The organism is Idiomarina sp. H2 (genome assembly GCF_004364275.1).
In the GTDB taxonomy this organism is placed as follows: Bacteria; Pseudomonadota; Gammaproteobacteria; order Enterobacterales; family Alteromonadaceae; genus Idiomarina; species Idiomarina loihiensis.
Map to the genome: position 1 here is coordinate 349967 of NZ_SNZY01000003.1, position 13382 is coordinate 363348.

Below are 13382 nucleotides of genomic sequence, written 5' to 3' on the forward strand. Positions count from 1 at the left end.
ACGCCTCAAAATCTATAGGTTACGCCAATATTTAACCCTTTAATCGTATATTCATCTTTATCAATTAATTTTATCCACTCAATAAAGTAAGTGGTTCTTGGATTACGGTCATATTGGATACCACCGCCATAACTCAAGCTGTTAAGCGTTGTATCCCCACCGCCCACTCTGAATTTGCCTCGGGAAAAGCCCCCTGTTGCATACAGTGCAACTTCAGGCGACAAGTACAGCCGAGGCTTAGCCAAAATGCTGGCCACATAGTCAGTTTCGAATTTGATGCCATTTTCACTGCTACTATGTACTCCGAAACCATAACGAGCCTCTACCGAAAGGCTATTGCTGTAGCGATAGCCTAACATTAGATTCATTGTATGGGGGGTGAATGACGGAGCTCCACCCAGTTCTGTATCAACATTAAGCTGAGCCAAAGATGCGGATCCGAAGTAACCGCTGTCTTGCGCCTGGGCAAAAACACTGAAAAGTAAAAATACGCTGCCAAACGAAGTGGCTCTCAAAAACCTCATACGACTTCCCTATTAACCTAGCTATTTTATTCGGACCCGGCTATTTTAGCAGACTCCGTTACAGGTTATACACCCCATAGTAATCAGCAACTTCCACATTATAAGACGTATTCTTCATTAGATGATCACGGAAGGTTTCAAGTGCCTCTGGTTCGCCATGCACTAGCTGAATTGGTGTGTTCGGCTTTAATTCTGAATGCCGGAGCCAGTCAGTTATCTCCTGATAATCGGCATGTCCAGACAACCCTTCCAGCGATCGTATTCGTGCTTTCACAGGAAGCCACTGGCCATGCAGCTTAATCGACTCTACACCCTGCAACATTTTTGCTCCGCGAGTCCCCCCTGCTTGATGCCCGCTAAACAGGACGGTTGACCGGTGATCGCTTAGCCAACGCTTAAAATGATGGAGAATCCGACCACCTGTTGCCATACCACTGCCCGCAATAATAATGTGTGGACCAGATTGAGATGCAATGGCTTTAGACTCATCAACAGAACGCGTATATTCAACTGCACCAAAGGTTCTGGAACAGTCAGAGTCTGACAGCCGATGCAGTTGATGGAACCGTTGATAAAGACCGGATACATTAATTGCCATAGGGGAATCTAAATAAATAGGTTGTCTGGGTATTCGACCTTCTTCCATAAGCTTGACTAACAGGTACTGCAATAGCTGTGCCCTGCCCACTGAAAAGCTTGGAATTAATAAAACGCCTCCGGCCTCAGAGGTTTCTTTAACCACTTCAGCAAGTTGGTCTTCTGCATCTTCAGTTTCCTTGTGCACTCTATCACCATAAGTCGACTCAAGTAGCAGCAGGTCGAGTTCAGGTAAAGGCTCGGGTGGGTACATCATGATATCTTGCGGCCGCCCAACATCTCCGGAAAAGCCAACTTTTTTTCCTTCGGCTTCAATAATGACACTTGATGCCCCTAAAATATGACCCGCTGGCTGCAAAGTAACCTTGATATCACCTATTTCAAACTGTTCATGGAACTCAACGCCCTGAAATAGCCTCATAGCCGACTTTGCTGTCGCTTCATCGTACAAAGGTTCGGGCTTTTCATGTCGACTCAACTTATGCTTACCCAGATATTTCGCATCTTCCTCCTGAATACGTCCACTATCGGTCAGGAGAATGTCACATAGGCCGGATGTTGCATGATGCGCAAAAACGGGCCCGCGAAAGCCCGCTTTATAAAGCACAGGAACAAATCCAGAATGATCAAGATGCGCGTGCGTCAAAACCACACCATCCACTTGGTTTATTCCCATAGGTAGCGGCTGCCAGTTACGTCGACGAAGCCATTTATAGCCCTGAAAAAGTCCACAGTCGATAAGAATCCGGGTCGATCCGGTTTCCACTAAATACTTCGACCCAGTGACGGTTTCCGCCCCACCTAAAAATACAATGCGCATCATTTCTCCCTGGCTATGCGGTTTTTACCCTGCCGCTTCGCTGCTAGCAGCGCTTTATCGGCACGGTCGATGGTTGCCATAATATGCTCATCCGGTACAACTTCAGCCACCCCAAAGCTACATGAAATTGTCTGGTTAGTTCCTTCCGGTCTCGCCTCGTTTATTCTCGATCGTAGTCTTTCAGCCGTTTCTTCAGCGAACTCAAGCGAGCTCTCTGGCAATAGAATCATAAATTCGTCACCACCAAAACGCCCAAGCAAATCACTATTTCTTAAAACCGAAGAAACAATGTTTGTCACCTGAACCAAAGCACGATCACCGGCTATGTGCCCGTAATTATCATTGATCTTTTTAAACTCATCCACATCGAACATGATCAATGAAACAGGTTTATTCTGACGCTTATTAAGGTTGATCAGAGAGTCTGCGCTCTGCATAAAGTGTTCACGGGAAGCCGCTTTCGTCAAGCCATCTTCAGAAATCTGACGGGTAAGCAGCTCATTATGAGCTATGAGTGTTGGAACCGTTAATCCGAACCAGGCACTAGCCGCAATGATGATAACGGCAAATTGATAAACTATTGCGTAATCCATCAACCCTAATATACCGACAGAAAATGCCGTAAAAGTGCTGAATAACGCCAACGATATGGCCGTGTTTAAAGGAGATTCAGTATAGGAAACCCACAATAAGGGAAGAATCAGGAAAAATATCGAGAAAGCTGCTTCATCTTTATTTGCGGTTGCCGTCAATAGTAAGCTTAAAAGCAACAATAGCAGAATAAGCAGTAGCTTCGGCAAAAAAGAACGGTGGCCCCCAGTTTTAACTGCAAAGCTTAAGCCCCCCAACCAACGCTCCAATTGGGGGTAACGCCAACTCATCATGGCAATAAAAAGAGGAGAGAGAACAATAACGCCACTCATATCCCCTATCCACCAAGGCAACCACGTATACCAAATAGCATCAGCTTCCAGCAGCTTACCTGAAATCATGGCTTCAGTACCCAGCCAGGCCGCACAAAATGATGAAGCAGCGGCAACGCCAAGAAACATCATTATAGTACTGGCAAGACCATAACTGCCCAGCCTCGTAAGTTTTGACCGCAACAGCCAGGCCCCTAAAAAATAAGGTAACGTATGAGCAAAGCCAAAAATAATACCGGTAGTTAACAGCGCACTTGCGGCGGTATCATCTGCGTATAACTGAGAAACCCAGAATGTGGTTACAACTCCGGCAACAAGAATAGCCGGAAAAGCCCGCCAACTCATAACCAGGAAGGCAGCAAATGTCAGCCCGGCCGGAGGAAACCAGATGCTGGCGTGTGGGCCGTACTCCATTACGGCCGCTACGCGCCATAGAAAGATCCAGGTAACAGCAAGTATTAAGTTTCGAATAATAGTTTGAAGCAAGGTAATAACTGCATTTATTTTTAGTGGTTACTCTTACTGTTATCAAAAAACGTTCAAAAGGCAACCATTAGTCTATTGACGAATAAACCTTCTCTTGCTTCACTCAAGCATAACAAGGAGTAAGAAATGACTCAGAACTACCCACAAGCCAAGCAATTTATGGCTAGCACGCACGAAGTCGAGAACCAGCCAAAGCCGCTAGAAAATTATAATCTCTATCTGGCCGATAAAGCACTGCAGAAGGCCTTGATACGCGAAGGTGCCGATTGGGCTGATTCTGACCTTACTGCTTTTGGTGAACTGGCGGGTAAAAAGGAAAACATTGAGTTGGGGTTCCAGGCCAACAAGTACCAGCCTGAGTTACGTACTCATGACCGTTACGGACACCGTATTGATCAGGTCGACTTCCATCCTAGCTATCATCAATTAATGACAACAGCCATTGAACATGGGCTGCACGCAAGTCCGTGGAGCGACCCGACACCAGGGGCCCATGTCGCCCGGGCAGCCAAGTATTATCTTCACACACAGGTAGAAGCGTCGCACGGCTGCCCTATTACCATGACCTTTGCTTCTATACCGGCACTAAGGCATCAGCCTGACTTGCTAAAGGAATGGGGTCCGAAAATTACCGCGCGGCATTACGATTCAAGAAATATTCCGCACACCGAAAAAAGTGCTGTCACCATTGGTATGGCAATGACAGAAAAACAAGGTGGTTCAGATGTCAGACGCAACAGCACACGGGCTTATCCAGTCTCCAAAGAAGGTGCCGGTCAGGCGTACGAACTGATTGGTCATAAATGGTTTGTCTCCGCTCCCATGTGTGACGCCTTTTTAGTGCTTGCACAAACGAACAGTGGACTGTCTTGCTTTTTAGTTCCGAGATGGCGTCCTGATGGCTCCAAAAACCCCATCCAAATCCAGCAACTGAAACAGAAAATGGGCAATGCCGCGAACGCTTCAAGTGAAACTGAACTTCGCGGGGCTTTGGGCTGGATGGTGGGCGAAGAAGGCCGAGGCGTTCGAACCATCATCGAGATGGTCGCAACCACACGTTATGACTGCATGATTGGGTCCTCTGCCGGTATGCGGCAGGCCGTGGTTCAGGCTATTCATCATGCCAGCCATCGCGAAGCTTTCGGCGCTAAATTAAGTGAACAGCCGCTGATGCAGAACCTACTGGCTGATCTGGCTCTGGAAAGTGAAGCCGCCATGACTTACATGATGCGAATGGCACGGGCAATGGATAACCAGGATAACGAGCATGAAAAATTATTATCGCGCATTGCCACGCCGGTTGGAAAGTACTGGATCTGTAAACGAACGCCTAATCATGCCTATGAAGCTATGGAGGTCATTGGTGGAAGCGGTGTTATGGAAAATCACATTATGCCAAGGCTCTTTCGCGAATCACCCGTCAACGCCATATGGGAAGGCAGTGGTAATGTTCAGTGCCTCGATATTCTGAGAGCCATAGAGAAACAGCCTGACGTTCTGGATGCTTATTTCGCAGAATTGCAACGTGCAAAAGGCGCTGACAAACGATTAGACCAGTTTATCAGCAAATTAAAGGAGCAGTTTACTCATACCAAGACACTACAATATCGAGCTCGCACCATTGCTGATTCTATGGCCGTTGGCCTCCAGGCTGCGTTATTGATTCAACATGCCAGCCCAGAGATGGCGGGCGCCTTTTGCGCGGGTCGGCTTGATGTTAATGGCGGGTTTAATTACGGCACACTACCCAGCGGGCTTAACTGCGCTGCGATTGTCGAAAGGGCCTCGCCAGCAGACGGACAATAAGTTCGCCCAATACAGCCAAAATTAAACCCGAAACCAGGCCAAACAAAATAGCACCGGGGTTCAGTCTTACGGTGTAAGAAAAGTCGCTTCTAACCTCTTGCTGAATATCTTCCACAGGCGTGAAAAACGCCTGTTGATATGCACTCCAAACATTTCGGTTAAAATTCTGATGCGCTTTATTTAGCTGCTGGTAACGCTGAAAAATCGCGCTGATACTCCGTCCGCCATCCTGAAACACTCTGTCGTTACTGGCTTGATAATGGGCAATAAGTTCTTCAATGCTGCCATCAAAAAACGTTTCTGCTTCATCGCGGAATTCATTGAGACTTCGCTCAGATTCAATCAAATGTGCCTGCAAGCTCTTCCCATACTGATCGACAAACCCAGGCAGCTGTATTCCTGCCAATACGCCTATAATCAGTAAAATCATTCGTAGATAGGATGTGAAGATTCCCATGGTCTCTCCTTAAAAGTCCTTAAACCACTTTAGAGTAGACCTTTAGCAACAATCAAACTTAATTACGTTTTATTACAGTTAATTGGTAAGCACGACCGCATTTTTACCCTCTTTCTTTGCCTGGTACATAGCCTTGTCTGCCCTCGCCATAATATCTTCTATGGTGTAATGCTCTGAAGGTCTATCACACTGGCACAATCCAATCGACAAAGTTACCGGCAGTTCAGCATGGTCAATGCCACTAACTAATTCACTGCGCATTCGCTGCATCATCTGCTGTGCATCATTAGCAGAAATCATGGGGTGTATGGTCGCAAACTCGTCGCCGCCAATGCGGGCAACATAGTCGGTATGGCGACTGTGCAAGCGAATCAGTTGAGCAATTTTCTGCAGAACCTCATCCCCAAAATGATGCCCATGCTCATCGTTAACGTCTTTAAAGTCATCCAAATCGATAAAGCTAACCGCGAAGGGTGTTCCATGTTCTGCCAGCTGCTCAATTTCACCTTGTAACTGTGCGGTAAACGCTCGTCGGTTCATAATGCCGGTTAAGTGGTCAGTCAGCGCTTGACGCTTTTCAAATTCCAGTTCCAGACGAATTTTATCTTCAGCTTTCTTTTGCAAAGTGTAGTCGCGTACTATGGCAATACCATACAGCTCACCTTCCAATTCGAGCTGATTAAGCATGATATCAACATGAAAAGTTGAACCGTCTCTGCGAATGGCTGAAAAGATTAACCCGTTTCCCATAGAGCGTCGCCCCGGGTGTTTGAAAAACGTCGCTAAATGCTGGTCATGTCTTTCACGAACCTCTTCGGGAAGTAACTGGTTAAGGTGCAGCTCCAGCATAGAAGACGAGGAATAGCGAAACATGGACGCTGCGGCCTGATTAACAGCAATAATTAAGCCCTTTCGATTAATAACAATAGCCCCGTCCGGAATCACTTCCAGAAACTCTATAAAGGTTTGTCTTGCTTCCATTTTACTGGCTCCGCTCTCTGACCAAATTAAACGCTGCAATAGCACCCTTTTGCAACGGTATTAATCCATTCGGGAGCCTTCTCTTCCATTGAAACTAAAGGAATTAATGCTTCCACAAAACTACTTTCAGTTGTACAAAATGCACCATCGGCGTAGGGCCCAAGGTAAATTAATTCTGATGACTTATTAAACATAATAATGGCTGGGGTTGCAGGAACGAACCTTTTTAGCTCATTGAATTGATCTATATCAATGTTGTGGTTCCTGCCACCTGACTCCGTTACTTGCCGCTTTACGCTACTGGTATGTCCGGCACTGCGCCAATTACAGTTACAACTTTCTGAGCTAATATGAAAAACGCTCCCGCTTAACGAGAACCCTCGATTTCTCAGCTCAGTTATCAACGGCTGCGCTAGTTCACCGTTATTGCCCAGCTCAAGTAATTGACTCTTTTCATCAAACCAGACCAAGCGTTGTTCCAGTAAGTAACTCAAGCCCCAGAGAACTAATGCAAACCAGGCAAAAATGGTCATAATGAGCCAACGAGTTCGGGTTTTCCCTGATAGCTTAGTCAACGATAAAGCGCCCCACTTCTGAGTCAAGTTTGGTTGAGACAGCTTTTAGCGTCGTTCCGTTTTCCTGCCCGTTGAGCAACAAGTGAGTTTCTGCTTCGGACAGTTCTCTCATTGTCTGCGCTGAACGTGAAATATCTTCACTTGCGTTTCTCTGTTCTTCAGTAGCTGCGGCAACTGAAATGACTTTTTGAGTCACGTCATTAATGCGCCCCGCAACAGTTTTCATCGCGACGCCAGAGTCTTCTGAATAGGTTACCGCTTCATCAATCTGCTGAACACAGGCTTCCATTGAGTTGACCGCTTCAGCCACTTCAGTAAGTATATTTTGGCTAATTTGACTAATTTGTTCAGCATTTTTTCCTGTAGTGGCGGCTAACGATCTTACTTCGTCAGCTACCACTGCAAAACCTCGTCCTTCTTCACCCGCCCTGGCAGCCTCGATAGCCGCATTCAGAGCCAATAAATTGGTTTGCTTGGTGATGTCATTAATGGCTCCGATAACATCGGATATTTGATGGCACTGCTTGTTTAAAGACGTCAACTTTTCGTTAGCTGCCAGAACATCATTTTTTAGTGAGTTTATGGAATGAGCAGCTGTCACAGATACACCTGCCGCCTGTTCTGAAAGGTCAATTGACTCTTCCGCCGACACTTTGGCGGAATTCGCCTGCTCTGAAATACTGCTAATTGTAACCGCCATCTGCTCAATTGCACTGGCAATGCTGTCAACTTCCTGTGAGCTGACCTGCCGACTTTTGATAAGTTCGGAGCTCTCACGAGACAATGTGCTCGAAACATCCTGTACCTGTTTTGATAAGCTGCGGGTGTGTTGAATATTAGTCTGGAACTGAAGCAATAAGTTTTTAAAGGCCTCAACTTCCTTCGTCTCACCGCTGACATCGACCATCAAATTGAGTTGTTCTGGTTGCTTGACGATATCGGCAATGCTGTTACGTAATGTCTGTGCACTCATTGCTTCGGTATCACTTTGCTTAGCTATAACGCAAAGTACACCCGCCTCAGCTACCGCAAAGCCTGCATGAATGGCTAGGATCCCTAAGGTGACGTAACCCTCAGCAAAAATATAAACATCGGCACCACTGGACTGCAGGATAAAGAACAGAATGTGATGTACTGCGACCACCGCGACACTGGTGACAACAATTGTCCAATCTCGGTAATAAATGAGGAACGCCATCACCACAAAAATTTCAAAATGCATTTCTACCAGACCCATGGTCTGATCAATATGCACTGCTGTAATCAACTGAACAGCTGCAGCAATCACATGTCTTGTCAGTTTACTTTGACCTGCAACTCTAATAAGTAGTAAAGGTAAAGAAACAATGAGTAATGACAGTAAAACGGGAACAAACCAGTCGTCAGTAAGAAACGCAATGAAAAAAGTGATGAGTAACTGAACCAGCAGCACCCCGTTAAAAACTCGATTGGCTGAATAAACCCAAGGGCGGTACAACATAAAATATCCTCAAAACACCCTCAGTGAGGGAGGCAAGCGGCGCGAATGATGCGCTCACTTTTTCATCAAATCAAGAAAAAGTTACCCTAATACGCTTGTTTCTAAATAAAGGTTTACCCGTATTTATGATATACTGCCGAAAAGCCGCATTCGTGTGGTGTCTACTACCATAACTCCCGGAGTTTCATGTCCACAGAACAAAACCAAAACTCATTCCAGTCACTAGGATTGAGCGACGATATTTTACGAGCCGTTACTGAATGCGGTTATACCACCCCCACCCCAATTCAACAGCAAGCCATTCCAACCGTCATGGCTGGTCACGATTTATTAGCTGCTGCGCAAACGGGGACCGGAAAAACCGCAGGTTTTACTCTTCCACTGCTGCATAAATTATCCAGTGCGAAGACTGAAGGTAAACCAATCATTAAAGCGTTGATTTTAACGCCAACTCGTGAGCTTGCGGCACAGGTTGAAGACAACCTGAATACTTATGCCAAATATACAGGCCTCAAATCTCTGGTTATTTTTGGTGGTGTCGGTATTAACCCTCAAATTAATGCTTTACGCCGCGGGGTCGATATTCTGGTGGCAACGCCTGGTCGCTTGCTGGACCACAGCCGTCAGGGAACCGTAGATCTGAGTCAAATAGACGTACTGATTCTGGATGAGGCCGACCGGATGTTAGATATGGGCTTTATTCATGACATAAAAAAAGTCATGAAACTGATTCCGGAAAAACGGCAGACACTCCTGTTCTCTGCTACTTTCTCAACCGAGATAAAAGCGTTAGCTCAGCAGTTTATGCAACAGCCGAAACTGGTTGAAGTAGCACGCCAAAATGCAGCGGCAGATACCATACAACAGCGGGTTTACCCCGTGGATAAAAAGCGTAAAAGAGAGTTACTTAGTTACTTAATTGGTAGCCGGAATTGGCGACAGGTGCTGGTCTTTACTCGCACAAAGCATGGCGCTAACCGACTGGCAACCCAGCTAACTGATGATGGCCTCCCGGCTATGGCAATCCACGGCAATAAAAGTCAGGGAGCCAGAACCAAAGCTTTGGCACAATTTAAAGCAGGCAAACTGCGAGTGCTGGTGGCAACCGATATCGCAGCACGTGGTATTGATATTGATGAACTACCGCACGTTATTAATTTTGAACTACCCCAGGTAGCTGAAGATTACGTGCACCGAATTGGCCGTACCGGCCGTGCCGGAAGCGAAGGGGAAGCCGCATCTTTAGTTTGTATTGACGAACACAAGCTATTGCGCGATATAGAGAAACTGACAAAGAACGATATACCTAAAGAGGTTATTCCGGGCTTTGAACCCGACCCCAGCATAAAAGCGGAGCCAATTCAGAAGCCTCGAACTGGCCGCCCTCAGAACTCTCGTCGCGCCCCCAGACAAAAGCGGCCGGACGCACGACGTTAATTTAACAGCCTAAAAACAGGTCTGGGCTTTACTTTAAAAAGTCCAGACCTCCCGTGACTGCAGCAACTTGAGCCTCTATACATTGCTCTGGAGTGGCTTTCGGGCTGTCCGGGTAGACTTCTGTTGTGGTTGCATATTCCGCTTTACTGAAACTTATACAAAGCCCCATTTTTGCCGTGGGTAACAGAATAACGCCCCGTTGAGCAATATCTTCGCCTATCAGCTTATCTTCACTATCGGCATCCGCAATATGAGTCACGGTTTCTACAGAATCGAGTACCGCTTTTTGAAACTCCGGGTACGGTTTTTCTGAGTTACCAACCAAGTAGAATCCATCCGGAATATTCCAGTTTGTATTAACGGTTCCATCCATCGCCGCCTTTGCAGGACGGAACTCGCTGTTATCGGTATCCGTGGTTTCATGCAAGTCAATATGTGCCAGAATATCTACGCCCAAACCAGCAACATAATTCATAATATGCGCACACTCACCCGCAGGCGAATCCGCCACAAATGAACGATTAGGATCGATAGCAGACGGATTCCAACGATTAATAGTTTCGTAACCCCACGGACTTAAACAAGGCGCAACGACAACGTTAAAATCTGTTTGGTACTGTCTTGCTTTAGTTTCAATAAAACGCAATGCACCGTGAACACCACTGGTTTCGTAACCGTGAACACCACCCGTTACCAACACAGTAGGCTTTGCCGTATCCCAGTCTTTGCTTCTGACCGCGAATAAAGGATAAGTAGCACTTTCGTAAGCAAGCTCACCGTATTGCTCTACATTGAAATCACTTTTAAAGGTTTCAATTTTGCTGACCACATCATCAAAGTATGAGCGCTTTTTACTTTGCTCAGCCAGCCATTGGGCTTTTTCTTCTGCACCCCAGGGCTTATTAGGCGTTCCAATATGATAAATTGTCTGTTGCGTCATATTCTGATCCTATTCATTAAAACAAGATAAGCATGTTACCAAAAACGGTGTATGCACTAAATGTTATTGGTGCAAATTAAGCGGCTTTTGATGATTCCTTATCACTTGTTTTTGTTGGCTCAGGCTTATCCACCGGCGCTTTTTCAGCTTTTGGTTTCTTCGGCTTTTTCGCGCCTAAAGCAATAAGTATGTTTTCCCGTTCTTTTGCTAAAAACAAAGCCATGTCTTCACGCTGCTGTTCGTCCGTAAAAAGCCCACTATCTTTGATCAACGGGTTTAGCGCTTCTGCCATATCCAGAACTTTATCGTGCGCATCGGCTTCGGCTTTTGAGGTAAATGTCATTTTCTCGGCTCCGTCACGAATAACTACATATTGGGTTACTACAGCCATGGTGTGGTCCTTTGCTGAGGTGTAAATATACTGTTTATTTGTACAGTAAAGTAACATAGATTGCAATACCCGCTGCATTCGCTAAACTGCGCAATCCCAATCGGCCTTACTAATACAGGAAGCAAATCTGACCCATGACTCAGTTCTCTAAAGCACAGGTTCAACTGGCTATCTTTGCCATGGCAATTGGCAGTTTTGCTATTGGTATTGGTGAATTTGTCATTATGGGCTTACTACCTGACGTAGCTGCCGACTTTAATACCGATACCAGACAGACCGGCCACCTGATCAGTCTTTATGCTCTGGGAGTGGTTATCGGTGCACCACTTATTACTATTTTATTTGCGCGTTTTCCCCGTAAGCCAATGTTGCTTGTTCTGCTAATTGCGTTTGCCTTGGGTAACTTTGCCAGCGCTTCAGCACAAAGTTACTCGCTACTGCAAATATTGCGTTTTCTAACGGGTCTGCCGCACGGTGCTTATTTTGGCATCGCCTGTTTGGTCGCCGCCGACATGGTCCGCAAGAATCAACGCGGAATGGCAGTAACTATGGTCATGATGGGGCTGACCATTGCTATTCTCGTCGGCAATCCACTGGCGACCTGGCTCGGGCAACTAATTGACTGGCGCACTGTTTACCACACCGTGGGCGCCATAGGCTTATTCGCTATGGTCATGATTTTCTTTGTCGTACCGCGACACCCCAAAGAGCAAAAAACCTCTGCCAGGAGCGAAATGAAGGCCTTACAAAATCCTCAAGTCTGGCTGACATTGGCAATAGGCGCTATTGGTTTCGGAGGTATGTTTGCCGTTCTAAGCTATATTGCACCCACACTACTAAATGCGACAGGCTTGGCGCCTCACTGGATACCTGTCGCGTTACTCATTTATGGGATAGGTTCTTTAGCTGGCAGTTTAGTTGGTGGCTGGGCAGCAGACCAAAGCCTGAAACTAACCATTGGCGGTTCTTTAGCCTGGTCAGCGGTGGTGTTGGCAATTTTCCCCTTCACATTGCAAAGCCTGTGGAGCATCATGCCAATGATACTATTACTGGGTAGCGCGGCCGCTTTGGTTCCAGCACTTCAGGTACGTTTGATGGACGTTGCCGGAGAAGCCCAGACGCTGGCCGCTTCACTGAACCATTCAGCATTCAATGCGGCAAACGCTTTAGGAGCCTGGCTAGGCGGTCTAGCCATTATTTCACCCCTTAGCTGGCAAGGCACGGGCTGGGTCGGCTGCGCGCTTTCATTAGCCGGATTATTGTTGTTCTGGATTACTAAAAAACACAGCCGCAAAACACCGGATATTATGAGTCTTTAGGCTGTCCGTCCACATCCAGCTCCTGTAGCTCTTCCCCCGGCTTCGCGTAAGACAAACGCGCTGCCCGCTGCGTTTTATGATAACCATCCAGCCCAGAAATAGTCATAGTACCCAGTGCTTCAATATCAATGAAACCATCCGATTTTACCGCCTCTTCTTTTACCTCAACCCAGCGTACCTCGCCCACAATTAATGCGGTGTCATTATGTTGTATGGGAATAATTTCGACCAGTTGCATACCAATTCTAAGGGCACTCTCGGCCACATAAGGTGCATGAAATCCATCCATAAATTCAGGTGTCAGGCCGCAAGCTTCAAACTCAGACGTTTCCCGCGGATAACGTGCTGAAGTCTGGTGCGCCTTGTGGAAAAACGTTTCACTGACCTGATTTATGGTGTACACCCCGCTTTCCTCAATATTTTCCCACGTGTGCCTGCTTACCGATTGCGGCCGCATAACAAACCCGAAAAAAGGCGGGTTGCTTCCTAAATGCACCACCGAGCTTATCATCGCTAAGTTGTTTTGCTGGTGTCTGTCCCGGGTTCCGACGACGTTTGCACTTTTAAAACCCGATAGGCAGTTAACAAAACGCGTTCTTTCTCCATCTTCCATATTCGCCAAGTCTTGCTGCTTATAGATTTTCAT

The 13382-nt window shown here is 46.5% G+C and carries 13 protein-coding genes; 3 read left to right on the plus strand and 10 right to left on the minus strand.

Going from position 1 to position 13382, the window contains the following annotated elements; translation table 11 throughout:
• Positions 1 to 5: 5 nt before the first annotated feature.
• The 3 genes from DET62_RS05710 to DET62_RS05720 are packed head-to-tail and all read right to left on the minus strand — an operon-like array spanning position 6 to position 3350.
• Entirely contained in the window at positions 6 to 524 is a 519-nt protein-coding gene (locus tag DET62_RS05710; protein ID WP_110013309.1) for an outer membrane beta-barrel protein, read from the minus strand.
• A gap of 58 nt (positions 525 to 582) precedes the next feature.
• On the minus strand, positions 583 to 1944 hold the full coding sequence (locus DET62_RS05715) for an MBL fold metallo-hydrolase (protein ID WP_243734845.1): 1362 nt from the start codon (positions 1942 to 1944) through the stop codon (positions 583 to 585).
• Positions 1941 to 3350, minus strand: a complete 1410-nt coding sequence (locus tag DET62_RS05720; protein ID WP_110013311.1) for a diguanylate cyclase — start codon at positions 3348 to 3350, stop codon at positions 1941 to 1943. The genes DET62_RS05715 and DET62_RS05720 overlap by 4 nt, the downstream gene beginning before the upstream one ends.
• Positions 3351 to 3476: 126 nt before the next feature.
• Between DET62_RS05720 and DET62_RS05725 the strand changes: the two genes are divergently transcribed.
• Positions 3477 to 5156, plus strand: a complete 1680-nt coding sequence (locus DET62_RS05725) for an isovaleryl-CoA dehydrogenase (RefSeq protein WP_110013312.1) — start codon at positions 3477 to 3479, stop codon at positions 5154 to 5156.
• Here the strand turns inward: DET62_RS05725 and DET62_RS05730 are convergent.
• The 4 genes from DET62_RS05730 to DET62_RS05745 form a co-directional block, all read right to left on the minus strand.
• Positions 5107 to 5613, minus strand: coding sequence for a DUF2937 family protein (locus tag DET62_RS05730; protein ID WP_110013313.1), 507 nt, complete (start codon positions 5611 to 5613; stop codon positions 5107 to 5109). The two genes, DET62_RS05725 and DET62_RS05730, sit on opposite strands and share 50 nt — an antisense overlap.
• A 78-nt stretch (positions 5614 to 5691) precedes the next feature.
• Positions 5692 to 6594, minus strand: coding sequence for a sensor domain-containing diguanylate cyclase (locus DET62_RS05735; RefSeq protein ID WP_110013367.1), 903 nt, complete (start codon positions 6592 to 6594; stop codon positions 5692 to 5694).
• Between the two features lie 26 nt (positions 6595 to 6620).
• Positions 6621 to 7169, minus strand: coding sequence for a DUF6436 domain-containing protein (locus DET62_RS05740; protein ID WP_243734844.1), 549 nt, complete (start codon positions 7167 to 7169; stop codon positions 6621 to 6623).
• Positions 7162 to 8649 (minus strand): methyl-accepting chemotaxis protein, encoded by a 1488-nt coding sequence (locus DET62_RS05745; RefSeq protein WP_110013315.1) that lies wholly within the window; start codon positions 8647 to 8649, stop codon positions 7162 to 7164. The genes DET62_RS05740 and DET62_RS05745 overlap by 8 nt, the downstream gene beginning before the upstream one ends.
• A gap of 186 nt (positions 8650 to 8835) precedes the next feature.
• Here DET62_RS05745 and DET62_RS05750 point away from each other — a divergent pair, with 186 nt between their 5' ends.
• Positions 8836 to 10086 (plus strand): DEAD/DEAH box helicase, encoded by a 1251-nt coding sequence (locus DET62_RS05750; RefSeq protein WP_110013316.1) that lies wholly within the window; start codon positions 8836 to 8838, stop codon positions 10084 to 10086.
• Between the two features lie 28 nt (positions 10087 to 10114).
• Here DET62_RS05750 and DET62_RS05755 read toward each other — a convergent pair whose 3' ends face one another.
• Together DET62_RS05755 and DET62_RS05760 are read right to left on the minus strand one after the other, a co-directional pair.
• Positions 10115 to 11026, minus strand: coding sequence for a M14 family metallocarboxypeptidase (locus DET62_RS05755; RefSeq protein WP_110013317.1), 912 nt, complete (start codon positions 11024 to 11026; stop codon positions 10115 to 10117).
• A 76-nt stretch (positions 11027 to 11102) separates the two neighbouring features.
• The gene (locus DET62_RS05760; protein ID WP_110013368.1) at positions 11103 to 11417 is read right to left on the minus strand and encodes a YebG family protein; all 315 of its coding nucleotides are present in this window, start codon (positions 11415 to 11417) and stop codon (positions 11103 to 11105) included.
• Between the two features lie 134 nt (positions 11418 to 11551).
• On the opposite strand from DET62_RS05760, the gene DET62_RS05765 reads away from it, so the two are divergent.
• On the plus strand, positions 11552 to 12736 hold the full coding sequence (locus DET62_RS05765) for an MFS transporter (protein WP_110013318.1): 1185 nt from the start codon (positions 11552 to 11554) through the stop codon (positions 12734 to 12736).
• Here the strand turns inward: DET62_RS05765 and DET62_RS05770 are convergent.
• Positions 12723 to 13382: a flavin reductase family protein gene (locus DET62_RS05770; protein ID WP_110013319.1), complete on the minus strand. Its 660-nt coding sequence runs from the start codon at positions 13380 to 13382 to the stop codon at positions 12723 to 12725. The two genes, DET62_RS05765 and DET62_RS05770, sit on opposite strands and share 14 nt — an antisense overlap.

Bases quoted from the DNA above. Each gene is read 5' to 3' on its own strand.
- DET62_RS05710 (WP_110013309.1), bottom strand. From the start codon at position 524: ATGAGGTTTTTGAGAGCCACTTCGTTTGGCAGCGTATTTTTACTTTTC.
- DET62_RS05715 (WP_243734845.1), bottom strand. From the start codon at position 1,944: ATGATGCGCATTGTATTTTTAGGTGGGGCGGAAACCGTCACTGGGTCG.
- DET62_RS05725 (WP_110013312.1), top strand. From the start codon at position 3,477: ATGACTCAGAACTACCCACAAGCCAAGCAATTTATGGCTAGCACGCAC.
- DET62_RS05730 (WP_110013313.1), bottom strand. From the start codon at position 5,613: ATGGGAATCTTCACATCCTATCTACGAATGATTTTACTGATTATAGGC.
- DET62_RS05735 (WP_110013367.1), bottom strand. From the start codon at position 6,594: ATGGAAGCAAGACAAACCTTTATAGAGTTTCTGGAAGTGATTCCGGAC.
- DET62_RS05745 (WP_110013315.1), bottom strand. From the start codon at position 8,649: ATGTTGTACCGCCCTTGGGTTTATTCAGCCAATCGAGTTTTTAACGGG.
- DET62_RS05750 (WP_110013316.1), top strand. From the start codon at position 8,836: ATGTCCACAGAACAAAACCAAAACTCATTCCAGTCACTAGGATTGAGC.
- DET62_RS05755 (WP_110013317.1), bottom strand. From the start codon at position 11,026: ATGACGCAACAGACAATTTATCATATTGGAACGCCTAATAAGCCCTGG.
- DET62_RS05760 (WP_110013368.1), bottom strand. From the start codon at position 11,417: ATGGCTGTAGTAACCCAATATGTAGTTATTCGTGACGGAGCCGAGAAA.
- DET62_RS05765 (WP_110013318.1), top strand. From the start codon at position 11,552: ATGACTCAGTTCTCTAAAGCACAGGTTCAACTGGCTATCTTTGCCATG.
- DET62_RS05770 (WP_110013319.1), bottom strand. From the start codon at position 13,382: ATGAAAATCTATAAGCAGCAAGACTTGGCGAATATGGAAGATGGAGAA.